The sequence below is a fragment of the Microcoleus sp. Pol14D4 genome, assembly GCF_036701245.1.
Taxonomy (GTDB): Bacteria; Cyanobacteriota; Cyanobacteriia; order Cyanobacteriales; family Microcoleaceae; genus Microcoleus.
Genome location: NZ_JAUBQM010000005.1, coordinates 125,401 through 148,496 on the forward strand (window position 1 = coordinate 125,401; position 23,096 = coordinate 148,496).

Genomic DNA, 23,096 nt, shown 5'->3' on the forward strand with positions numbered 1-23,096 from the left:
GTTCAAATTTTTACATCCGAAAATCCTATGCCCGCAGCCAACCTTAGCCCTTCCACCACAGCCTTTCCCCTCACCGCCGTAGTCGGGCAAGAAGCAATCAAATTAGCCCTGCTGTTAGCAGCAGTCGATCCCGGATTGGGAGGAGTTGCGATCGCAGGCCGCCGCGGTACAGCAAAATCAGTAATGGCCCGCGCCTTGCACTCATTACTGCCACCCATTGAAATTGTTAAAGATTCTTTTTGCAACGCCGAACCTAATGAAATTATTGCCGAACAAACATCAGGCTTGTTACCAGAAAATGGCGGACAAGATGCCCACACCACCGATACTAATTCATTAACTACTGAAATAATTCCCACACCCTTCATTCAAATTCCTTTGGGTGTCACAGAAGACAGACTCTTAGGTTCAGTCGATGTCGAACAATCAGTAAAATTCGGTCAAACCGTATTTCAACCCGGACTCCTAGCCCAAGCAAATCGAGGCGTACTATATGTAGACGAAATTAACCTCCTCGATGACAACATTTCCAACCAATTGCTAACAGTATTAACCGAAGGGCGCAACCAAATAGAGCGCGAAGGCATCAGCTTTCAACACCCCTGCAAACCTCTATTTATCGCCACCTACAACCCCGAAGAAGGGCCGCTGAGAGAACATTTGCTCGATCGCATCGCGATCGTACTTTCAGCCGACGCAGCACTCGAACTACAAGAAAGAGTCTATGCAGTAGAACAAGCTTTATCCTACTCCAGCTCCCCCCAAGACTTTCTCAATCAATACAGCGAAGACACCGACAACCTCAAAACCCAAATCATCCTAGCCAGAGAATGGCTCAAAGATGTCAGCATTAAACGCGAACAAATTGCCTACCTAGTAGAAGAAGCCATCCGGGGTGGCGTTCAAGGACACCGCGCCGAAATATTCGCAGTCCGCGTCGCCAAAGCCGCCGCCGCCATGGAGGGACGCACAGAAGTTAACGCCGAAGACCTGCGCCGCGCCGTAGAATTAGTCATCGTACCCCGCGCCACCATCATCCAAACTCCCCCAGACGAAAACTCTCCTCCTCCTCCCCCCCCACCGCCTCCCCAAAAGCAGTCAGAACAAGAACAAGACGAACCAGAAAACGAGCAAGAAGACGAAGAAGACCAAGAGGATGAAGACAACCCGGAACCTGAACAAGAACCAGAAAAAGATACCATTCCCGAAGAATTTCTTTTCGACCCTGAAGGCGTAATTCTCGACCCCAGCGTGCTTTTCTTCGCCCAAGCCGCCAACCGCCAAGGCAAATCGGGCAGTAGAAGCACCATTTTCTCCGAAGATAGAGGGCGTTACGTCAAGCCAGTATTACCCAAAGGCCCCGTCCGCCGCATCGCCGTTGACGCCACCCTCAGAGCCGCCGCACCCTACCAAAAAGCCCGCCGCGACAGGAATTCTCACCCCCCCCAAGCTTCAGGGGGGCAACAGGCGAGTCAACCCCCCGGGCAAGGGGGGGTTGAGCGCCGTGTATTTGTCGAACAGGGAGACATTCGGGCGAAGCGCTTGGCTAGAAAAGCTGGAGCTTTAGTCGTATTTGTCGTCGATGCTTCGGGTTCGATGGCCCTCAACAGAATGCAGTCCGCCAAAGGTGCAGTCATGCAGCTACTCACAGAAGCTTATCAAAGCCGTGACCAAGTTGCTCTCATTCCCTTTCGCGGAGAACAAGCAGAAGTGCTGCTACCGCCGACTCGCTCGATAGCCTTGGCCCGCAAGCGTTTGGAACGGTTGCCCTGCGGAGGCGGTTCCCCTTTGGCCCACGGTTTGACTCAAGCAGTGCGGGTGGGAGTCAACGCGCGGCAGTCTGGAGATATCGGTCAAGTTGCGATTGTCGCCATTACAGACGGACGCGGTAATATTCCTTTGGCTCGTTCTTTGGGCGAACCGATTGTAGATGGAGAAAAGCCTGATATTAAGCAGGAATTGTTAGAAATTGCTGCCAAAATTCGCGGGTTGGGAATGCAGTTGCTGGTAATTGATACCGAGAGCAAGTTTATTTCGACTGGCTTTGCGAAGGAATTGGCCAAGACTTCTGGAGGGAAATACTATCACTTGCCCAAAGCTACCGAACAGTCGATCGCAGCTATGACTAAAAATGCTCTGCGCGACGCGATCGGCTAAAATCCTGACACCCGGATTTATCTCCGTTTATCTGCAGTTAAAAACCAAAAAATTAGACTTTTGCCCAAAAGTCTAATTTTTTACTCTTGCTCTCCGGCGACTCACCGCCAGGGAACCGGCAACTAAACCCAACCCTACCACCGTCGAAGGCTCAGGAATTCTTACGGGCAGAGGTACGCGGTTTGCCGTCCCCCGGCTCGGGGTTGAAGAAGTTGTACCTTGGGGGAGTTGACCTGTCTGAGCCAGCAGCAAATTTTCTGAACCCTGGCCTGAAGTAGCCGTATAAACGGCTCGGACATTAGCTGCAAGTGCAGCTTGACCGCTGCAAATAATGGCGGCGGCAGCCAATAAAATCCCCGCTGTAGGGGGCAATAATTTGCGCTCAAAAAAGGTGGGCATTGGACATTACCTATTTAGCAGTTTGTCGATACAACTCGATCTTTTCATTTATTTTCTCGGTATCCTGTGTCTGAGCTACTGTCTGAGCTACCTTAGCAATTAACGGAACCGATTTTAGATTTTAGATTTTATTTATATTTTATATTTTAGATTATTGAAGTTTCTTGTCCCTAGTTTCAACTAAGTCGCGAATCAAAAACCTAAAATCAACTTGGGCTACTGCCTCTAGCATATACTGTATAATCCCCAATCGTAAATCTCCCCTCCCAAATTGATTGACTTCAGCTATCTGTGATTTGCGCGACTTTAAGCTAGCCCTTGGCCCCAGATAGCGCCGATACTTTAAACTAAATTATAGCTTTGCAGCGAGACAGCGAAACAGCACCGACTTGTACGCAGTCTATTATAAACAATCGATCCCTGGTTTGGAGTGATTTCACCCCCGTTCTTTATCAAATCTTTAAACTCTTTCAGGTTTTGCAAACAAAGTGTAAAGCTGTCAAAATGATAGATAGCAATTCTCAGCCAAAATTAGGTAAATCCTCGTGAGTAACACTAGCAATTTCCGCGAAGCCGTGCGCGAGGCCAAAAACCACGCGCTGGTAGGCCCCAACGTCATCTCCAACGCTCTCCCCTTCGTGGGAGGCGGACTTGTCTTAACTGCTGTCGGCACCTACGGCGGGCTCGGAGTGATTCGTAACTATCCCAGCATCTTCTTTCCCACATTCATTGCCGCGATCGTCGTAGAATTAATTCTCTTCTTCATTGCCCGCGGCGCCGCCGAACAAGGCAACAAAAACACCGCTTTGCCCCTGCTGGCAACCTACAGCCTGCTTTCCGGCTACACCCTCAGCGGATTGGTATTTACAGCCCTCAGAACCCAAGGCGTCGGCATCTCCGGCATCGCTTTTGCAGCCCTCGGATGCGGCATTACCTTTATCGCCGCCCGCCAAATTGGCTCCAACCTTTCTGAACAAGATGGCATGGCCCTCACCAAAACTATCAGTTTAGGTGTGATTGCTTTGTTAGTCGTCGTTGGCGGTCAGTTTCTGCTCTCTCTCTTTGGCGTCTACACCCCAACCTGGTTGGAAATTGGCATTTCTGGCATCGGCGTGTTTATATTTGCCGGCGCTGCGATCGTCGATTTTTACATATTACCCCGCAGTTACCGCGACGACCAGTATTTGCCCGCCGCTCTGTCGATGTACTTGACCTACATCAACTTGTTCATTTTCATTCTGCGCCTGCTGATTGCTATCAACAGCCGCGATTAATTGAAACTTTAGCTTAATAAAAAAAACCGCGGCCCGATCGACATCCGGCCGCGGTTTTTTTTATTAAGATTTGGAATCAAGATAGTCGTCCTCGCCTCCTTTGTCCTACATACAAAAAACTTATATCATGTTCACAGGCGGCAAGGATAAGGTATAATTTTACTTTTTAATCACTCTACCAAACCTCTTGCTATCTAATTGTGTCGATCGCGATTTCAATATTAATCACAAATTAATCGGGGAAAACTCATGTACTTAAAATATGAAGATATTAGGAGAGTCAGCGTAGAAATTACCTCCAGGTGCAATGCAGCTTGTCCGCAGTGTCCCCGCACCGGCAACCCGATTTTGCCGGGGGCGGAATTAAAGATGGAGGATATTGAGAGAATTTTCCCACAAGAGTTTTGCTCTCAGTTGGATTTGGTGTATATGTGCGGCAACTACGGCGATGCTATGACTAGCAATACCACAATTCCCGCGATCGAGTATTTGCACCGCATGGGAGTTCCTCATATCTCCCTGTACACCAACGGTAGCGGACGCAATCCCGACTGGTGGCAAACCCTCGCAAAGGCGATGACAGGAGAACACGATCGCGTAATTTTTAGTATCGACGGGTTGGCCGATACTAACAGCATCTACCGCCAAAATACCAACTGGGACAGGATAATGCAGTCGGTTAATGCCTTCATCCAAGCTGGCGGAAAAGCTGTATGGCACTACTTGATATTTGAACACAACCAGCACCAAGTAGAAGCAGCACGCGATTTAGCCCAACAACTAGGATTTGTCGAGTTTGTACCGAAAGCAACCTCTCGTTTTGTGGCAAAAGAGATTTATGACAAAGAGTCCGCAAATCAACAGCCTCAGAAGCCAGAAAACTCTCAGGTAGAGGCTAAGAGCGATCCCCCCAACCAACCAGCAACAAATAATGCGTCAGCCCCTCAAAATCAAACACAGACCGCTGTTGGGTTGCACAAACAAGCTGAGGAATGCTTGAAACAAGGAAAGCTATCAGAGGCGATCGCAGCCAGCCAACAAGCCCTCAAAATTCAACCTAATTTTGCAGCAGCCTGGAAAACTTTAGGCAATGCTGTTCAAGGTTTGGGGAAGATGCAAGCAGCAGCAGATTGTTACGCTAAAGCCCTCAAAATTCAGCCTAATTTTCCAGAAGTTTATGCTAATGTCGGCAGTCTTTACGCTCAACAGCAACAGTGGCAGCCAGCTAGTGCTTATTACCAAAAGGCGATCGAGCTTAAACCCAATTTTGCCGGAGCTTATCGCAATTTAGCTAAAGTTTTGACGCAGTTGGGGCAACCAGAAAAAGCAAATTATGCTTGGTATCAAGCGATAGCTATCGAAACCTCTCAAGCACCAGAACCAACTCCTTCTGTCCCATCAAAGCCAGCCACCGAAGAACTTCAACCCCCATCGTTGGAACAATATAAAAATCCCCAGGGAGACCAATTTATCCAAGCTGTAGAAAAATTTGGTAGCCTAAACAATTACTACAGAAATGTAGAAATTAGCTGCCAAACTCAAGCCACCCAAGAGATTTTTATCAGTTTTGAAGCGGAACTCTGGCCTTGCTGTTGGGTAAGCCATACTAAATACGCTATTTATAACCACACTTACAGACCGCAGATGCTGGCTTTAATTGAAAAGTACGGAAATGGCTTTAATTCTCTCAGAACTCAATCGGTGAAAGATGCGATCGCCAGAGATTGGTTTCGCGAAGACCTCACCAAAAGTTTTTCCTGTTCTAAAAGGTTGGACGTATGCGCTCACGAATGCGGTAAAACTTTCAATTCAACAGGTTCGCAGTATATATAAGAAGGAAGGCACGACACGGATACATGGATTAATTGCTGAAATGTCGAAATTTCAGCTAAAATCGATATTACCACCCAAAACCAAGAGGACTAATAGTGGAAGTTCTAGACATCAAACACAATATCGAAACATTGTCCGATCGACTGGGTGCAACCCAGGACTATCTTTGACATCCCCGCACTCACAGCCAAAATTCAAGACTTAGAGCAAATCTGCGCCCAACCAGCATTTTGGGATGACCAAGATCGAGCTCAAGAAACCCTCCAAGAACTTAATGACTTCAAATCTCATTTAGAACAATATCGCGGCTGGCAAACGAGCTTGGAAGATGCTAAAGCTATTTTAGAACTGCTGGAGTTAGAGGCCGACGAGTCCCTGTTCCAAGAAGCCTCATCGAGTCTTTCTCAGTTAACCCGCGAACTCGACCAGTGGGAACTGCAACAATTACTATCTGGGCCCTACGACGAAGGCGGCGCTGTTTTGACGATTAACGCCGGGGCCGGCGGCACAGATGCTCAAGACTGGGCCGAAATGCTGCTGCGGATGTACACCCGCTGGGGGGAAAGTCAAGGTTACAAAGTACATTTAATGGAAATTTCCGAGGGAGAGGAAGCAGGTATTAAATCTGCTTCTTTGGAAATAGTCGGCCGCTACGCTTACGGTTATATGCGATCGGAAAAAGGCACTCACCGCTTAGTCAGAATTTCGCCTTTTAACGCTAACGACAAGCGTCAAACCAGTTTTGCAGGCGTCGAAGTAATGCCAATTCTCGATCGATCCGTCAAGTTGGACATTCCAGAAAAAGATTTGGAAATCACGACTTCCCGCGCTGGCGGCAAGGGCGGGCAAAACGTTAACAAGGTGGAAACCGCAGTCCGCATCGTTCACCTTCCTACTGGTTTGGCCGTGCGCTGCACTGAAGAACGCAGTCAGTTGCAAAATAAGGAAAAAGCTTTGGCATTACTCAAGGCTAGACTGTTGGTGGTTGCTAAGGAACAGCGGGCTTCGGAAATTGCCGAGATTCGCGGCGACATGGTGGAGGCGGCTTGGGGCAACCAAATTCGCAATTATGTTTTTCACCCATACCAAATGGTCAAGGATTTGCGTACAGGGGTGGAAACAACCGCCATCGCAGATGTGATGAACGGCGAATTAGACCCGTTTATTCAAGCTTACCTGCGGCAGGAAAATCAGTTGATAGCCCAAACCGATGCAACCGCGGGAATCTAATTCGCTCCTTGACATACAAAGTCTGCCTGTGCAGACTAAAGAATTAAGAGCCGTGATGGCAGCGGATTTGGTATAATTTTGGGGTTTTGGTCGATCGCCCGACCTTCAACAGGTCGCGCGGCCAAAAACCTTGATATGATAAAACTTGATCTAACGAACAAAAGGAGAAATAATGACCCAAGTTGTAATAGGCGAAAATGAAGGGATTGAGTCAGCCCTGCGACGGTTTAAGCGACAAGTTTCTAAAGCGGGTATTTTCCCCGACATGAGAAAGCACCGCCACTTTGAAACCCCGTTGGAAAAGCAGAAGCGCAAAGCTATTGCCAGAAGGACTAAGAGACGCTTTCACCGCAACAACAAGCCCTAGAATTATTAGCACTAAATTGATTCGGCAGATATAATGCCTTGCGATTCTAGTACCGCAGCGACTCGGAGAATCACCGCTTCGCTGTAGGGAGCACCAATAATTTGTACCCCCAAGGGCAAAGCGCCGGGCCGCTGTACGGGCAGGCAAAGAACGGGCAAGCCAATAAATGATAGGGGTTGGGTGAACAGTCCGAGATTGGGACGCACTAAGATTTCTTGTCCGGCTATTACCATTTTCTCGACGCCAATTTCAGGGGCAGCTATCGGGGTTGCGGGTGCGAGGATGATGTCTGTGTGTTGGAATATTTCGCGAATTCGATCGCGGTACCACTGTCTGAATCTCTGGGCTTGCAAGTACCAAGTCGCAGGGATCAGGGTTCCCGCTAAAAAGCGATCGCGCGTCGCCGGATCGAAGTCTTGAGGGCGCGATCGCAAATTGTCCAAATGCAAGTTTCCCCCCTCGCAAGCGGTAATGATAAATGCCGCAGCCCTGGCGCGATCGGATTCCGGTATGCTGACAGTTGCAAGCCCCCCTATTTTTGGGGGGTTTGTTGTTTTTTCTGTGCTTCTACCACAATCAAAGACACTGGTCAAGGCTTTAGCAACTATTTCTACAGCATCCATTGCTTCCGGTTCCGCCCCTGTGGCAAAATAGCCGTCAGCAACAGCAATTCGCAATCCTTCGATACCTTGATTTAACTGCGGCGAACAAAGTTCTGGCGGGCGTTGAGTGCAAACTGGGTCGCGAGAATCAGGGCCTTGCAGGATATCGTACAGCAGCGCCATATCTCTGATCGATCGCCCAAACGGCCCCACACAATCCAAACTACCCGAAAATAAATAAGCGCCAGCCCTCGACAAACGGCCGTAAGTAGGCTTAAACCCAAAGACACCGCAAAAAGCAGCCGGTACGCGGATGGAACCGTTAGTATCGGAACCGAGAGTGAAGGGTACAAAACCGGCAGCGACTGCTGCTGCGGAACCGCCGCTGGAACCGCCAGCGATGCGCGCAGTATCGCGGGGATTGCGAGTCGGGCCGTAGTGGCTGTTTTCGGTGACAAAACCGTAGGCGTACTCATCCATGTTGAGAGTACCTACGAGCACAGCCCCGGCTTGTTTGAGTCTGGCGACCACAGCCGCGTCCTGGGTAGCCGGAGGATTGTCTGCGTTGATTTTTGACCCAGCTAGGGTGGTAATTCCGCCGATGTCGAACAGGTTTTTGACTGCGAAGGGAACGCCTGCTAAAGGGCCTGGGTTTTGGTTATTTGCGATCGAACTATCTATATTTTCGGCTGCTGCGAGGGCGCTTGATGCGGTGATTGCAGTAAAGCAATTAACAGCTTTATCCTTAACAGCAATCCGTTCCAAAGCAGCACTTACCGCCTCTGTAGCCGTAACCTTACCACATTTAACAGCCGCTGCCGTAGCAACCGCATCAGCCTTCTCTAAAAAACATCTGCGTTCCTCTGCGTTCATCGGCCCTCATCTGCGGTTAAAAATCTAAGGTTCAAACACCGGCGCGACTTCTACTTCTGGAGGTAAAGGAAACTCAGTAACGAGTCGGGCGATCGCAGCTATTCTCTCGAAGTTTACCACAACACCGGGCCGGTGTTCCGGGTCTAATGGTAAGTTTATCAGTTCGGCCGTGCGATCGACATATTCTTCTATATTTATCATTAGTCCATCCCAAACAACATCAGCGTTCATCCGCGTACATCTGCCCTCATCTGCGGTTGAAAATCTAAGGTTCAGATATAGGTGCGATCGATTATTGTATTGTAATCGCGATCGGGCAGTCAGTTATTATTGCTCAGTTTTTTGTATTCCTCGGATTGTCTGATATCATCTAAAGGCGATTTTTGCTTTGCTGGTTCATCAGAAGAAAACTTTATACATACCTGCTGTTTCCCAGGCTGCAAATTTGTATTAATGGCTATTTGAAGCTTTCCTTTTTGCCAACCCTTAGAACCTATCTTGAGGATTTGACAATCAATTCCTTCTTGAGGGGAGTTCCAGTTTATTTCCCCTCCTCTAATTTTTGTTTCTTCGTTAATCTGTACCTCTGTCATCCACTGAATTATCGCCTTATGACGTTGATTAGTTTCTGGTGCATTAGTCAGAAGCATCTTCTGAAAGTTACTGCCGGCTAGCTGTTTAAACCTACCCACCGTAAAAGTAGCTTGACCCAATAACAAAACATCATCCTCGCCGTCTAGTGTCTCATAGCTTCTATTGATTTCAACTTTTTCGTCCATTTTATTTCACAAGATGCTGCTACTTGATATTCTATACTATTTGGAGGTGTGTGAGTCAAGCTGGTTAACAAAATCAATTAACTATCGCACTTTTCCACTCAAACACTGACAGTTTCCCGCAACTTCTCAACTGCAACATCCAGCGGAGGCAAAGCAAAATCCTCAGCATCCATTAATTCCTTAACCTTATCAAAAATTTCCACCTCCGCCTCTTCTTGGTCGGTCAGCTTATCATAAAAATAAGGATCTGTAAACCACTGTTCAAACGCTATCATTAACAAGCCATTGGGCGAAAGTTCAAACCGCCAATACTTAGAAACCCTACTGTCAACCACTTCAAACAGCGGTGCCGGATTCTCCATCGGATAATAGCTAAAAATATCGTCGCAGATGTAGTACCAAATACTACCTTGCCATTCTCGGATAGCGTAAACAATATATTCTTTGCCTATTGTTAATGCCAACTTAATTTTTTTAGTGTAACCGCGTGGCGGATCTATATATTTATCAGGGAGAGATTCACCCGTATTAGCAATACAACGAATTTTCATAACTTGATGACCTACAAATTTTTAGGAGCAATTTTGGGATACTGTCGCTTGAACTTAAACTCCACATCTTGAAGAGTCTGACTGTTCCGAAACCAATGAACTTGTACGGAAGCTCCATTAATTTCAAAAGCCTCAATACTTGTCATTTTATCCCAATCTTCAGAATTCCCGCCATAAACAGCAATAAGTCTCGGCGCATCCCCCAACAATCTATCTGTACCGCGACGAATTACTTTGCAATTACCAGCCTTAGCATCTTGCAGTAGCAGTTGCTCCTGCAAATTTCTCGGACTCTCATCGGGAATAGCACCTTGATTCACAATTTAACAGCTTCAAATATTATTTGTCAAATACCATAAAAACTAATTTTAGCAGGTGAAGTTTCCGCCAACAACTTACCCCGCGCAATCACATACCGAACCGCAGCGCGCCTCCTAATTGCATCATAACAATCCTCAGCGTCCAACACAACCAAATTTGCAGGTTTCCCCGCATCTATCCCATAATTATCATCTCCCAGATTGATAGTTATAGCACCGTTGACAGTCACCATATTAAAACCAAGGGAAATCATCCTAGATTTCCCTGCACTTGCAATTCTTATCCTCTGCAATATCAGTGTGTCATCCACTGTTGCAGGCGAGAAAATAAAGGACTCTCAGAATACAGCCAAACCACATCATCAGTCATCTTTCCTGCTTGCGCTTTAGACAATTGTAACCGATGGCCCAAACCTTCCCGTTTCGCCTCCAAGTTAAAAGCTTCATAGCCAAAGTCATCCATCACAGAGCAAAGTTCTGCTACACTTGAACCAGCCCGTTCCAGATGACTTCCTACAACTTCTGTCAACACCGCAGGGCGAAGCTTTTGCAGCGTTTGGGAAAAACCTTTAATCACATTCACCTCAAACCCCTCCACATCAATTTTAATAAAAGTAGCACCAGGAAGATTATCTGGGAGCATTTCATCTCCGGGATACACAGGTACTTGATACTGATTAGAAATCAGACTTCGATCTTTTTCTGCGAGTTGAGCGAAAGTACCCAAACCAGTAACATCTGTAGGCACTGTCAGTGTCAGTTCATTTCGCTCGTTAGAAAGCCCACACTGGTGCAGAGAAACTTTCTGCAATTCATTGTCTGTTACCGCAGCTTTTAATTTTTGAAACGCCAGAGGATTTGGTTCAAAAGAGTGTACGCATCCCGTTGTTCCTGTATGATAAGCAGCCAAAAGAGTAATCATGCCCGTATTTGCCCCCGCATCAATAAAACTGTCCCCAGGCTGTACAGCATTTTGGATGAAAAGTTGTGTGGGCAAGTCATAATAACGGCCTAAAAAATAGCTCATGCGATCGTTCCACTTGGAAAGATCCATCGCCATCCGATAACCGTGGAACTTGCCTCGAATCTCCCGTATAGGAGCATTTTTCCACAAATCGTCCCGGTACACCCCTGTGAGTGTCATCAATTTTCCCCATCCTGGGAGTTCGCGGCGCGTATATGGTAAAATCAAAAGAGAATAGAGTGGATAATTCATAATTATTATACCTGTCCCAAAACTATTAAACACGGTTAAGCAGGTAGAATCAGCCTAGTTGATATACTATCAAAATTCTACGATAAAGTTTTCTTAAATCAATCAGACAATCTCAAATTCCTGATTGTGATTTTTCACCAAATCAAAGGTAAAATGGTCAACCACATTAGTATCGCTCAATTCCAGATTGTAAAAATCAACAAAGTCCGCATCAAAGTAAGGCCCAGCGTGCCAAGTCCCCACATCTAACTTAATAAAACAATTGCCCGGAATCCGAAAAGCAGCCAGATCCTCTAAACTCGGTTTATAGCTATCCCCAGGAGGCGCAACCGCCATCAACCAATCCTTCCCATCCAAAGAACCCAAACATTGAGTACATTGAACGTGTCGTGTAATTTTGCCAAACTTGCGACCTTTATTGTGCAGCCGCATAATGTAAAATCTAGGAATACCATTTTGCAAGTTTAACTGAGCATCCTCAGCATCGAAAGACTTGCCATCAACAGCCGCAAAGATAACTTGACCGTAACTCCGAAAATTCTCCGGTGTCACCCATTGTGCGGATAACTGCTTAGTCGAAATTGATTCGCTCATAAATTCCAACATCCCCTCTCTGCTTTCCATCAAAAACATTTTAATACAGTAAATCCTCTCTCATCTCTTCTCTGTGCCCTCTGTGTCCTCTGCGGTTAATTAAATAAAAAAATCTAGTTCGCTTTCTCGATCGCCCAAAACACCCTTACAATCAAAATCAGCACACTGCTGCAAAAAACGAGCCGGAATATCAGGCCGAGCACCCCAATGCAAATGCAAATAAGAAGCGTGTACCTGACAAACTCCCCAACCTTCAGCAACCGCCTCAACTTCCCCCCGCTTGCCATACCTCCAACTGTGATAAACTGGATTACTCGGTTCAACAGTTAAATGCGATCGATGAAACTCATGTCCCCAAACCTCATCAAGAGCAGTTAACACCGAACTATCCCTCACCGCCACAGCTTCTCGGTATCCCAGCGTCAAACGCTTTCCCATCGCAGCAGCAGTTTCCAACACTCCCACCCCTTGCCAAGAATTGCCATCGAAGTCTACAATAGAATCGCACAAATACATCAAACCGCCGCACTCCGCATAAGTCGGCATTCCCGCAAAAATCGCACTTCTTACCGCATCCCGAATTAAAACATTACCGCTCAATTTTTGAGCAAACACTTCGGGAAAACCACCACCAAAATATAACCCTTGCACATTGTCAGGAAAAACCGAGTCATCAAGGGGACTCCAAAATACCAACTCCGCACCCAACTCTTCCAACAAATCAAGATTGTCCTGATAGTAAAAATTAAAAGCCCGATCGCGCGCAACTGCAATCCTCACTCCAAATTGTTTTCCCAAACTGTTGACAACATCATTTTTTTGAGTTACAATTACCGAAGGGAGACCGTGCCTACCCAAAAGTTGCTCAGACCCCTCACCCCCCTCATTTCGAGTTGCAGCCAACAAAGGCAAAAGTTGCTCCCAGTCAAAACTAACAGCAGCCAAATCAGCCAGTTTATCGATCGCAGCATGAAGATTCGGCAACTCCTCAGCAGGAATCAGCCCCAAATGTCGATCGGGAATAGTAACAGCCTCATCCCTACGCAAAACCCCCAAAATCGGTAAATTGAGCGGTTGGAGAGCATCTTGAAGCAGTTCCAAATGTCGATCGCTCGCCACCCGATTCAGCACCAAACCAGCGAATTTAAGGTCAGGGTTAAAAGAACGAAAACCGTGCGCGATCGCAGCCACAGAACCAGAGAGCCTGCTGCAATCTATCACAAACAATACCGGCAAATTCAGCAAATAAGCAACATGAGCCGTAGAAGCAAAGGAAATAGAATAGTGTTGTTTTCCTTCTGGCTTCCTTAAATCCGTTAAATCCTTTACATCTCGTACAATCGTTGCCGAAATTTTATCCGTTACATCCGTTACGAAATCCGTTGCCGAACTTTCTTCTTCTTTCTTCCGAGAAACCCCATCAAATAAACCCATTACCCCTTCAACTAAGGCATGATCGACATCTTGAATATGACGAGAAAAACAATTTTTCACATAAGATTCAGACGTTAATACCGGGTCTAAATTCCGACAGGGGCGACCAGTAACAAATGCGTGAAACATCGGGTCAATGTAATCGGGACCAACCTTAAAAGATTGAACATTCAAGCCGCGGCGGATTAAAAAAGCTAAAAGGGCGATCGTTACAGTAGTCTTTCCCGCCCCGCTGCGTTCGCCAGCAATTACTAAAGCCATAGTTCTAAATTATTTACAAAAAATACATATTTAACGAACCGCGAAGACGCGAAGGGCGCGAAGGAAGAATGAGAATAATAATAGTAATTTCGTTGCTTTTTAGAAGTAATTTATAGTTTTGAGTCAAAGAACATTATTAATTAAAAACTCAAAACTCAAAACTCATAACTCCTAAAAAAGTAGGGCAGACATTGCCTGCCCCACTGAATACTAACTCAATCCTTCTTCCTTCTTCCTTCTTCCCGACATCCGTTACATCCGTTACATCCGTTACAGAATCCGTTGCCGAACCTCTTTTTACCGCTTAGCTAACTTCAGCATTTGAGCCGTCACTGCCAAACTTTCTTCGTAAAGCACATCTCGGCCCCAACTCTGCAAGTGTTGGCCCAGCAACTGTTCCGTCACCTGATCGAACAGTGGACTCACCTGGTTAAACCGATCGGTTTGAGCGCCGCCCTTCGTTTCCATCCGCATACAGCCGCCCACTTCCGAACACAAAACCGTACCGCAGTCAGCCTTCTCGTTCGTAGAATTCAAACGCAGAGCAATCAAATCGCCCGGAACATCGCCCGTATCAGCAGTAGGAATAGCAGCCAACTCCGCTTCTACAACCCGTTCGTCCGGCCCCGCGAATTTAATTCGCTTGATTTGGTAATCGCCCTCTTCTTGTTTGAAAGCAACAGGACGCCACTGAAGCCGGCTCGCCAGCCAACCCAAATACATCAGCGCTTGCGTAGAATTGTCCTGTTCGTAATCGATCGTCACCCGATCGATTTCCCGAATCGCAGCGCGGCGTTCCGGGGCGTCAAAAGCCTCAGCAGCCAACTCCTGCCATGCGGCCAGCCGGCGCCAATTGAGATCCGCGATCGGAATTCCCTCTTCGATCAGACTGTGCATCAACAGCAATTCCGCTTCACACTCGGCAAAGCTGCTAGAGTCAACAATCACAGAACTGCTAATTGCCGCCAGCCGCTGGAACAAACCTCGATCGGCATCAGGATTCGCCTTCCACCACAGCAGCGTCGGCAAATCAGCGATAGTCAACGCCGTCACGATGCCGCTCACCCGTTCCAAAGCAGCTTCCGTACCCCGCAGCGTTATATACTCGCAGCAGATCAGATTGCCAGTGGTGCGCTTGTGAACCGGACAATAAGCAGCGACTTGAGCCTGTACGCCCGTATCTTCTCCCGCCGTCGGGCACAGAGCAATAATCCGGCAGGGATTGGCAGCCACGATCGCATCAGCCACCCCCGAACCCCCGGAACCCAAACCACTCGATCCCATCTCCTCGCCTTTTGAATTTTTGCGAGCCACTTCTTCCCGCAAAGTTGCCAGCAATTCAGCGTTAGGTTTGCCAGTTCTCGGCAGCCCGTAAGCTTTTTGAGCCGCCCTGATGCTAGATGCCGTCATCGGCCCGGTAATACCGTCCACCGGCCCGTCGTAAAATCCCAGATCCGCCAATAACCGCTGAGTTTCTTCGGGTTCGTAGACTACAAAAGTAAAAGTTGTTGCCCTACTAGCGATCGGAACATCCCCTTTCGACCCCGATTCTCTGTAACTTTCCCAAATTTGACTCAATTCGGCCTCTATTTGGTCGATCGACACATCTTTAGGATTTTGCAGCGAAACCAGAGGCGGAGCTTTCATAGGTGTCATCGTCATAAATCTTCTCTCCCTTGTTATCAGTCATTACTCATTGGTTATTAGTCCTGGGTCATTAGTTAGTAGTTATTAGTTATTAGTTAGTAGTTATTAGTTAGTAGTTATTAGCTAATCACTAATACTAAGGCTGACCAATAACTAATGACTAATAACTGCTGACTAATCACTCTTAAAGTCTGCGCCACTTGCGGCCGTCTCTGTTAATTAGCAGTTCTGCTTCCGCCGGTTCCCAAGTACCCGCTTCGTATTTAGGAACCAAATCTTGGTCGTTGGACGATTCCCACTCCATCAGGGCCGGCGTTACCACCCGCCAAGCTTCTTCCACTTCATCAGAACGGGTAAACAAAGTTTGGTCGCCCAGCATACAGTCAATTAACAGTCGATCGTAAGCATCCGAAGATGTCACCCCAAAGGAAGAACCGTAACTGAAATCCATATCCACCGTCCGCGTCCGCAAATCCGGCCCCGGCATTTTCGCCTCAAACCTCAGCGAAATCCCCTCGTTCGGATGCACGCGCATAGTCAAAACGTTAGGAGTAGTTTGTTGGGCCGCGGACTGAAAGATTAGCAGCGGAACTTCGCGGAACTGAATAGCAATTTCGCTAACTTTTTTCGGCAACCGTTTGCCGGTTCGCAGGTAGAAAGGCACTCCCTGCCAGCGCCAGTTGTCAATCATAAACTTCATCGCCACAAAAGTTGGCGTTGTCGAGTTGGGAGCAACCCCCGGCTCTTCGTGATATCCCGGCACGGGTTTGCCCTTCATCCAACCTGCGGAATATTGACCCCGAATCGCTGAGAAGTCCAAATTATTCAAATCTGCCAAGCGAGTTGCTTGCAGAACTTTCATCTTTTCGGTGCGGATGCTGTCAGCGTCGAGCGAGTTCGGCGGTTCCATCGCCGTCAGACAGAAAATCTGCATCAAGTGGTTTTGCAGCATATCCCGCAACGCCCCAGAGGATTCGTAGTAACCGGCCCGGTCTTCTACGCCTACTGTTTCTGCAACTGTAATTTGTACGTGATCGACAAATTGCCGATTCCACAGCGGTTCAAAAATCGCGTTGGCAAACCGGAATACCATTAAATTCTGAACAGTTTCTTTACCCAAATAGTGGTCAATCCGGTAAACTTGCTGTTCTTGGCAAACCTGCTGCACGACTCGGTTGAGAGCTTTTGCCGAACTCAAGTCGCGGCCGAAGGGTTTTTCAATTACCAAGCGGTGTTTTGCTGGGTCAACCAACATTTGAGCCGCGCCCAGTTGCCTAATTGCTTCTGGGAAAAAGTTCGGGGAAACCGAGAGATAAAATATGTGATTGCCGCGAGTTCTCCTTTCTTCGTCGAGTTCCGCTAAGAAAGCTTTGAGTTTTTGATAGCTTTCCGGGTTGTCAATGTCGCCCGGACAGTAGTACAAACCTTGAGCGAAATCTTGCCAAAATTCTTCATTGCCAATGCCGCCGCCAAATTCTTCAATACCTTCGCGCATTTGCTCTCGGAAGTAATCGTGACTCCAAGGGCGGCGGGCTACTCCCACCACGGTAGTTTCCGGTGGCAAGCGCCGATCGCGCTTCATCTGATAAATGGCAGGTACCAGTTTGCGCTGGGTGAGATCCCCAGAAGCTCCGAAGATTACCAGAATTTGCGGTTCCGGCACCCGTTCTTTTCGCAAACCGACCCGCAGTGGATTTTCAAGTAGCGTTACCATTATTTATTTTCCTTGTTCTAGTGGTGTTAACCCTGCCAAGACACCATGATAGTTTGCGGTCATTTCTGCTAGTTGCTGGGTGAGAGAGTTAATCGATTCTTAATACTGCTAGAGGAGGCAGATGATTTTGCTCTCTAGGAACTCTGACACCCATTTATCTCAAAATTCCTAGACAGGATTTAAAACTCAGCCTTTAAGAACCCAAATAATTATCTACTCCCATTCCTAAATGCTTCTGCCTTTCAGGATACAGATATCTGCCTAAGCGACGGGTGACAACTTCTGGACTTTCTCTTGCAAGGAATCCATCAGGGATTGGAACGGATTGACGAATTTCTCAATCCCGTCGATGAGCAAGTCTGCCATCACTTGGTCCAAGTTGATGTCTATGTCGGGATCTTTGAGACTTTCGATCAGGGTGTAAGCTTCTTCAACGTTGTTCTCAATCCGGGGTGCGACATCGCAGTGATCGAAACAAGCTTCAACGGTGTTCGGTGGCAAAGTGTTAACGGTGTCGGGGCCGATTAATTCATCGACGTACATCACATCGCTATAGTTGGGGTTTTTGGTGCTGGTGGAAGCCCACAATAAGCGCTGCACTTTCGCTCCTTTAGCCGCTAATGCTTGCCAGCGATCGCTCGCTACGATCTCTTTATACTTCTGGTAAGCTATCTTCGCATTGGCGATCGCAATTTTCCCCTTCACTGCTTCCAGTTTAGCTTTTGTGGAAATATCTGTGACATTTTTGAGTTTCTCGTCAATCTTGCCATCGATATTGATGTCGATCCGGCTCAAGAAGAAACTGGCAACAGAAGCAATATTGCTCACATCCAAACCTTTAGCCACCCGCGCTTCCAAACCGCGAATGTAAGCCCAGAAGGTTTCGACGTAGCTGTCAACTGAGAACAGCAAAGTCACGTTAACGTTAATGCCTTCGCTGATGACTCGCTCGACTGCGGGCAAACCTTCAGCGGTTCCCGGAATCTTAATCATCACGTTTTCTTTGCCGAGGGCTTGGTAATAGCGCATGGCTTCGCTAATCGTGCTTTCTGTGTCGTTGGCGATCGTCGGTGGCACTTCAATGCTAATGTACCCGTCCAAACCCTTCGACTCTGCGTAAACTGGAGCGAAGATGTCGCAAGCGTTGCGGATATCTTCAAATACCAGAGATTCGTAAATCTCCATTACAGATTTACCCGCCCGGATGCCGGCTTCGATATCTGCGTCGTAAATCACATTACCCGCGATCGCTTTCTCAAAAATAGCCGGATTAGATGTAATCCCGCGCAGTCCCCTACTTTCAATCATCTTTTTGAGTTCGCCGGACTCGATCAGATCGCGAGTCAAATTGTCCATCCAGATACTTTGGCCAATTTCTTTAATTTCTAACAGGTGATTCGTTGACGTTGCTGTCATTACTGTAACTCCTACAATTTGATAGCTGTTAATTGGGAATTTAGGCTCTGGTCTAAAAGCATTGGGCATTGCTTAGTTGTTAGTTGTTAGTTGTTAGTTGTTAGTTGTGATTTTTTGGTTCTAATAACCAACAACCAATAACCAATAACAAATAACTAATAACTAATGACTTCATTCTTCAAGTTTTCTAGGATTGCGCGATCGATCTTGAATAAAAGACTCCACCATCGCTACATTTTCTTTACTGCCGACAATCAAGGGCGATCGCTCGTGCAGTTGGGTCGGCACAACGTCTAAGATGTCTTGAGTCCCCGTACTGGCGCGCCCGCCGGCTTGCTCCATCAAAAACGCCAAAGGAGCCGATTCGTAGAGCAAACGCAATTTGCCTTCCGGTTTTTTCACCGTTCCGGGGTACAAAAACACGCCTCCCTGGAACAAAATCCGGTGGAAATCTCCCACCAAAGCCCCGCCGTACCGGGCGGTGTAGCCTTCGCTGCGGTGTACGTAGCGAATGTAGTCCCTCAAAGATTCCTCCCACTGCCAGAAGTTGCCTTCATTAACGCTGTAAATCGGGCCGCGATCGGGAACCTTAATGTTTTCGTTAGCTAGAATAAACTCGCCCAAACTGGGGTCGAGGGTAAAGGAATGAACGCCCTGACCGATCGAATAAACCAGCATCGTACTGGGGCCGTAGAGTACATAACCAGCGGCAATTTGTTTGCGTCCGTGTTGCAGCAAGTCAGAAGCAGAGCCATCTGCATCGTCGCCCTCTTGCTTGCGGATGCTGAATATGGAGCCGACATTGAGATTGATGTCAAGATTGGAAGAACCGTCTATGGGGTCGTAGAGCAGACTGTAACGCCCGATCGGACAATTTTCGGGAATGTAGTAGGGTTTTTCCATTTCCTCGGAAGCCAAGCGACAGACAAGTCCACTTTGCTGGAAGACCGAGATAAACACTTCATTGGCATAGATATCCATCTTTTTGACGGATTCTCCCTGCACGTTCGTAGCCCCTGTAAACCCCAAGGCATCTGCCATTAATCCGGCTCTGCTGAGTCGCCGCGCGATCAGCTTGGCAGCTAGTCCGATGCGATTCATCAGGGCGCTGAGATCCTGAGCATCTGCTGAAAAGCTGTGAAGTTGCTGGAGTACGTGACGAGATAGGGTTGTGCAATCGCGGTCTAAGGCTTGCACCTGATCGATCGGGCCCAGGCGGGTTTCCCCTGTCGGCGCTTGTACCATGATATTGATAACCTCCCTGTCTTGCGGCTCTGAGTTTGGGATTTTCAGGTGCTTGACACTTGCCCCTGAATCGGCTATTAGACCGATCGTCCCCTAACTTCTATCTTAGGGAGGGTTTTGCCAAAGGGCGTCGAACTTTAGGTGAATTTTAGATCCCCACCGAAAATTGAGGAGTGCGATCGGCTGTTGAGTCGGGAATTGTATCCAAAATCACTACTTTTTTTGATTAACCGCAGAGGACGCAGAGGGCGCTGAGAGAGAAAGTGGCGATAGAGAAGCCTACCAACGTTGGCTAGCATCTCAAAAAGACCGACAACTTCCTTTGCGCGAAGAAGATGTAGAACCTATTGTTAATTTGCCGGAATTGCTTGCAGGCATTTACGATCGCGTCGGCTATGATTATCGGCTCAATTACGATCGATATCCCGTACGTAAATTTTCGCCAAAGGTGATATGCCCCTCAAAAATTCTGGGTAAGCTATCCATAGAAATACGGTAATTGAAATTTAAGCAAATATAAAGAGTCAGTCATTGACTTTTCTATTGACTTGTTTGAAATATACTCAAACACTCAAATTACATTGCATAAATTTCTCAACATTTGGGTTGTAAAAACCCAAATAGAAAATGTTTCTTGGCACTCATCAACCCAGGAGAATGCTATGGATATTGTTGAACAAATTCCCCATAACTTAGTCAAAGACTATCAAATTAAAAAGCTACTCGGAGAAGGCGGTAGTAGCACAACTTATGAAGCCGTTGACCTCCAAACACACCAGCGAGTCGCACTCAAAGCTTTGTCTTTACAGAAGATGAATGACTGGAAAGTCCTGGAACTCTTTGAACGAGAAGCCAATGTTTTATCAACATTGAATCATCCGGGAATTCCGCGTTATTTGGATTATTTTTATGTCGATACTCCCGATAACCGTTGTTTTTATATAGTACAAGAACTGGCAGAAGGGCAATCTCTAGCCAGTTTAGTCGAAAGTGGCTGGCACGCTAGTGAGTCCGAAATTAAACGCATTGCCACACAAATTTTGAATATTTTGGTTTATCTCCATTCACAGATACCACCTGTTATCCACCGGGATATTAAACCAGAAAATATTGTTTTTAAATCCCCCATTAATTCCCACCAACCAAAAGACGGGGAAGTTTGCTTAGTAGATTTTGGAGCAGTGCAAAACACTTATTACAATACTTTAATGCGAGGAAGTACCGTAGTTGGAACCTATGGTTATATGGCTCCAGAACAATTTCTCGGACAAGCCGTACCTGCAACAGATTTATATGGTTTAGGAGCGACCTTGTTGTATTTACTAACCCACCGTTCCCCGGCCGAATTACCAACAAATATACTAGAGGGAGATTTTCGCTCTCAAATTCAGATTTCTTCAGCATTTGCCGATTGGTTAAAAAAGATGATAGCGCCAGATTTAGAAAACCGCTTTCGATCGGCAAAAGAAGCGCTTGAATCTCTTCGCAATCCTCGAATAGTTAACCTTAAATCCAATCCGACGCAATGGAAAAAGCGCCTAAAAATAGGAATTGCTGCTATTGCTACTGTTGCTGTTTTAAATCACTTTAAATATCCCATCCTTAACCGGATTGGATTTACACCAAATGCAGTTGTCAAGGCTGTCGAACAGGGAGATACTAACACTGTTAGGCATTATCTGGATCTTGGTATTAGTGCCAATAGCAGGATAGGCGATCAAAATTTACTACACTTTGCTGGCTCAAAAGAGGTGGCAGAATTGTTAATTGCCAAAGGTGCAGATGTCAACGCTAAGGGTGGATGTGGCTGGACCCCATTACACATCGCTGCTGTGTCCGATCGCATAAAAGTGGCACAGACGCTAATTGCTAAAGGTGCAGATATTAACGCCTGGACAGGAAGTCAATATTTTAATAGAACTCCTCTGTTCTTTGCCCGATCGCCTGAAATGGCTAAGTTGCTGATTGCTAAAGGTGCGGATGTCAATGCCAAAAACAAAAATGGCATGACTCCTCTACATACGGCGCGATCGAAGGCGATCGCAAAGATACTACTCGCCGCAGGCGCAAAAATTAACATCAAAGAAGACAATGCCCGAAATGGCAAGGGTACAACTTTATTACATAACGCAGCAAAAATAGGCTTTAAGGAGTTGGTACAACAGCTAATTAAAGACGGCGCAAATGTTGTTATCAGAGATGGTATAAAAAGAACTCCACTGCACTATGCAGCCACCAAAGAAGTTGCTGCTTTGCTAATGCTGGATATCAACGCTATAGACGAATCTGGAAATACTCCGTTACACCTAGCTGTCGATCGAGGCTCTCAAGATATCGCTGAACTGCTAATTGCTAATGGTGCAAGGGTTAACGCTAGAAATGAGTACGGTCAAACTCCATTGTATCGAGCGATCGCGATCGGACACAATGATATTGCTGCACTGCTAATTAACAACGGTACAGATGTCAATAATATAGATGGATCTGGCACAACTCCACTGCACAAAGCCGCACATTATGGCAGTGTAAAAATCTTAAAATTGCTGATTGCTAAAGGTGCAGAAATTAATATCCAGGATAATCAAACAAAAACTCCACTGGATATCGCCGTAGACCTGAAACTTCAGGATACAGTGGCGCTGCTAATTAGTAAAAACCCAGATGTTAATAGTGAAGACAAAGAAGGCAGAACTTTACTGCATATCGCTGTCGATTTCAAACTTGAGGATGTAGCCAAACAACTCATTGCCAAAGGTGCATTCGTTAATGCCAAAAATAACTTGCTTCAAACTCCCCTGCATCTTGCTGTTGCTCAAGGATCTCAAGATATCGCTGAACTGCTAATTGCTAATGGCGCAAGGGTTAACGTTAGAAATGAGAACGGTCAAACTCCATTGTATCAAGCGATCGCGATCGGACACAATGATATTGCTGCACTGCTAATTAAAAACGGTGCAGATGTCAATAACAGAGATATATGTGACACAACTCCACTGCATAAAGCAGCACATTATGGCACGGTAGAAATCTTAAAATTGCTACTTGCTAAAGGTGCAAAAATTAACACTACCAACTGCTATGGCGAGACACCGCTAAAGATAGCAGAAACCAACTGGAACCCCGACCGAGAAGCAGCAGCCAAAATACTCAGAGATCGCGGTGCAACAGACTAATTATCCAAAAT

21 protein-coding genes are annotated in these 23,096 nt (G+C 46.7%); 7 read left to right on the forward strand and 14 right to left on the reverse strand.

Translation table 11 applies throughout. From position 1 onward, the window contains the following. Positions 1-27 precede the first annotated feature (27 nt). A complete protein-coding gene (gene bchD, locus QUA33_RS04390; RefSeq protein ID WP_333146774.1) occupies positions 28-2,157 on the forward strand; it encodes a magnesium chelatase ATPase subunit D in 2,130 nt (709 codons plus the stop codon). Positions 2,158-2,229: 72 nt separating this feature from the next. Here bchD and QUA33_RS04395 read toward each other — a convergent pair whose 3' ends face one another. After that, a complete protein-coding gene (locus tag QUA33_RS04395) occupies positions 2,230-2,556 on the reverse strand; it encodes a PEP-CTERM sorting domain-containing protein (RefSeq protein ID WP_333146776.1) in 327 nt (108 codons plus the stop codon). A 545-nt stretch (positions 2,557-3,101) separates the two neighbouring features. Here QUA33_RS04395 and QUA33_RS04400 point away from each other — a divergent pair. The 4 genes from QUA33_RS04400 (at position 3,102) to rpsU (ending at position 7,260) form a co-directional block, all read left to right on the forward strand. Beyond that, complete coding sequence (locus QUA33_RS04400) at positions 3,102-3,830, forward strand: Bax inhibitor-1 family protein (protein WP_333074202.1); 729 nt, start codon at positions 3,102-3,104, stop codon at positions 3,828-3,830. Between the two features lie 249 nt (positions 3,831-4,079). Beyond that, positions 4,080-5,663: a tetratricopeptide repeat protein gene (locus QUA33_RS04405; protein WP_333146778.1), complete on the forward strand. Its 1,584-nt coding sequence runs from the start codon at positions 4,080-4,082 to the stop codon at positions 5,661-5,663. 95 nt (positions 5,664-5,758) lie between these two features. Next, a protein-coding gene (prfB, locus tag QUA33_RS04410; RefSeq protein WP_333146780.1) for a peptide chain release factor 2 occupies positions 5,759-6,893 on the forward strand; the annotation gives its coding sequence in 2 pieces (ribosomal slippage) (positions 5,759-5,830 and positions 5,832-6,893; 1,134 coding nt in all). Between the two features lie 172 nt (positions 6,894-7,065). Next, positions 7,066-7,260, forward strand: coding sequence for a 30S ribosomal protein S21 (rpsU, locus tag QUA33_RS04415; protein WP_006632476.1), 195 nt, complete (start codon positions 7,066-7,068; stop codon positions 7,258-7,260). 11 nt (positions 7,261-7,271) lie between these two features. Here the strand turns inward: rpsU and QUA33_RS04420 are convergent, their stop codons facing one another. From QUA33_RS04420 to fbp, 13 genes are all read right to left on the reverse strand, one after another. Further along, on the reverse strand, positions 7,272-8,735 hold the full coding sequence (locus QUA33_RS04420) for an AtzE family amidohydrolase (protein WP_333146782.1): 1,464 nt from the start codon (positions 8,733-8,735) through the stop codon (positions 7,272-7,274). Positions 8,736-8,759: 24 nt separating this feature from the next. Next, positions 8,760-8,936 carry a DUF4089 domain-containing protein gene (locus tag QUA33_RS04425; protein WP_193974111.1) on the reverse strand — a complete coding sequence of 59 codons (177 nt, stop codon included), beginning with the start codon at positions 8,934-8,936 and terminating at the stop codon, positions 8,760-8,762. A gap of 119 nt (positions 8,937-9,055) precedes the next feature. Beyond that, a complete protein-coding gene (locus QUA33_RS04430) occupies positions 9,056-9,514 on the reverse strand; it encodes a KGK domain-containing protein (protein ID WP_333146784.1) in 459 nt (152 codons plus the stop codon). Between the two features lie 98 nt (positions 9,515-9,612). Next, positions 9,613-10,065, reverse strand: coding sequence for a hypothetical protein (locus QUA33_RS04435; protein WP_333146786.1), 453 nt, complete (start codon positions 10,063-10,065; stop codon positions 9,613-9,615). Between the two features lie 11 nt (positions 10,066-10,076). Beyond that, complete coding sequence (locus QUA33_RS04440) at positions 10,077-10,385, reverse strand: hypothetical protein (RefSeq protein WP_333146788.1); 309 nt, start codon at positions 10,383-10,385, stop codon at positions 10,077-10,079. 26 nt (positions 10,386-10,411) lie between these two features. Beyond that, positions 10,412-10,639 (reverse strand): amidohydrolase family protein, encoded by a 228-nt coding sequence (locus QUA33_RS04445; protein WP_333146790.1) that lies wholly within the window; start codon positions 10,637-10,639, stop codon positions 10,412-10,414. A 41-nt stretch (positions 10,640-10,680) separates the two neighbouring features. Further along, the gene (locus tag QUA33_RS04450) at positions 10,681-11,601 is read right to left on the reverse strand and encodes an FkbM family methyltransferase (protein ID WP_333146792.1); all 921 of its coding nucleotides are present in this window, start codon (positions 11,599-11,601) and stop codon (positions 10,681-10,683) included. A 102-nt stretch (positions 11,602-11,703) separates the two neighbouring features. Continuing rightward, entirely contained in the window at positions 11,704-12,195 is a 492-nt protein-coding gene (locus QUA33_RS04455) for an ureidoglycolate lyase (RefSeq protein WP_333146794.1), read from the reverse strand. 99 nt (positions 12,196-12,294) lie between these two features. After that, the gene (locus tag QUA33_RS04460) at positions 12,295-13,890 is read right to left on the reverse strand and encodes a cobyrinate a,c-diamide synthase (RefSeq protein ID WP_333146796.1); all 1,596 of its coding nucleotides are present in this window, start codon (positions 13,888-13,890) and stop codon (positions 12,295-12,297) included. 297 nt (positions 13,891-14,187) lie between these two features. Then, positions 14,188-15,552, reverse strand: coding sequence for a glucose-6-phosphate dehydrogenase assembly protein OpcA (opcA, locus tag QUA33_RS04465; protein ID WP_333094988.1), 1,365 nt, complete (start codon positions 15,550-15,552; stop codon positions 14,188-14,190). Between the two features lie 169 nt (positions 15,553-15,721). After that, on the reverse strand, positions 15,722-17,251 hold the full coding sequence (gene zwf, locus QUA33_RS04470; protein WP_333146798.1) for a glucose-6-phosphate dehydrogenase: 1,530 nt from the start codon (positions 17,249-17,251) through the stop codon (positions 15,722-15,724). Between the two features lie 261 nt (positions 17,252-17,512). After that, positions 17,513-18,667, reverse strand: coding sequence for a transaldolase (gene tal / locus QUA33_RS04475; protein ID WP_333146800.1), 1,155 nt, complete (start codon positions 18,665-18,667; stop codon positions 17,513-17,515). A 171-nt stretch (positions 18,668-18,838) separates the two neighbouring features. Further along, a complete protein-coding gene (gene fbp / locus QUA33_RS04480) occupies positions 18,839-19,912 on the reverse strand; it encodes a class 1 fructose-bisphosphatase (RefSeq protein WP_333146802.1) in 1,074 nt (357 codons plus the stop codon). A 322-nt stretch (positions 19,913-20,234) separates the two neighbouring features. Here fbp and QUA33_RS04485 point away from each other — a divergent pair, with 322 nt between their 5' ends. Further along, positions 20,235-20,411 (forward strand): DUF4058 family protein, encoded by a 177-nt coding sequence (locus QUA33_RS04485; RefSeq protein ID WP_333146804.1) that lies wholly within the window; start codon positions 20,235-20,237, stop codon positions 20,409-20,411. Positions 20,412-20,574: 163 nt separating this feature from the next. Continuing rightward, complete coding sequence (locus tag QUA33_RS04490; protein WP_333146806.1) at positions 20,575-23,085, forward strand: ankyrin repeat domain-containing protein; 2,511 nt, start codon at positions 20,575-20,577, stop codon at positions 23,083-23,085. Positions 23,086-23,096: the final 11 nt, after the last annotated feature.

Coding starts and splice junctions, on each gene's coding strand:
- QUA33_RS04455 (WP_333146794.1), bottom strand. CDS start 12,195: ATGAGCGAATCAATTTCGACTAAGCAGTTATCCGCACAATGGGTGACA.
- QUA33_RS04435 (WP_333146786.1), bottom strand. CDS start 10,065: ATGAAAATTCGTTGTATTGCTAATACGGGTGAATCTCTCCCTGATAAA.
- QUA33_RS04430 (WP_333146784.1), bottom strand. CDS start 9,514: ATGGACGAAAAAGTTGAAATCAATAGAAGCTATGAGACACTAGACGGC.
- QUA33_RS04460 (WP_333146796.1), bottom strand. CDS start 13,890: ATGGCTTTAGTAATTGCTGGCGAACGCAGCGGGGCGGGAAAGACTACT.
- zwf (WP_333146798.1), bottom strand. CDS start 17,251: ATGGTAACGCTACTTGAAAATCCACTGCGGGTCGGTTTGCGAAAAGAA.
- opcA (WP_333094988.1), bottom strand. CDS start 15,552: ATGACGATGACACCTATGAAAGCTCCGCCTCTGGTTTCGCTGCAAAAT.
- QUA33_RS04490 (WP_333146806.1), top strand. CDS start 20,575: ATGGATATTGTTGAACAAATTCCCCATAACTTAGTCAAAGACTATCAA.
- QUA33_RS04395 (WP_333146776.1), bottom strand. CDS start 2,556: ATGCCCACCTTTTTTGAGCGCAAATTATTGCCCCCTACAGCGGGGATT.
- tal (WP_333146800.1), bottom strand. CDS start 18,667: ATGACAGCAACGTCAACGAATCACCTGTTAGAAATTAAAGAAATTGGC.
- fbp (WP_333146802.1), bottom strand. CDS start 19,912: ATGGTACAAGCGCCGACAGGGGAAACCCGCCTGGGCCCGATCGATCAG.
- bchD (WP_333146774.1), top strand. CDS start 28: ATGCCCGCAGCCAACCTTAGCCCTTCCACCACAGCCTTTCCCCTCACC.
- QUA33_RS04420 (WP_333146782.1), bottom strand. CDS start 8,735: ATGAACGCAGAGGAACGCAGATGTTTTTTAGAGAAGGCTGATGCGGTT.
- QUA33_RS04450 (WP_333146792.1), bottom strand. CDS start 11,601: ATGAATTATCCACTCTATTCTCTTTTGATTTTACCATATACGCGCCGC.
- rpsU (WP_006632476.1), top strand. CDS start 7,066: ATGACCCAAGTTGTAATAGGCGAAAATGAAGGGATTGAGTCAGCCCTG.
- QUA33_RS04405 (WP_333146778.1), top strand. CDS start 4,080: ATGTACTTAAAATATGAAGATATTAGGAGAGTCAGCGTAGAAATTACC.
- QUA33_RS04425 (WP_193974111.1), bottom strand. CDS start 8,936: ATGATAAATATAGAAGAATATGTCGATCGCACGGCCGAACTGATAAAC.
- QUA33_RS04445 (WP_333146790.1), bottom strand. CDS start 10,639: ATGATTTCCCTTGGTTTTAATATGGTGACTGTCAACGGTGCTATAACT.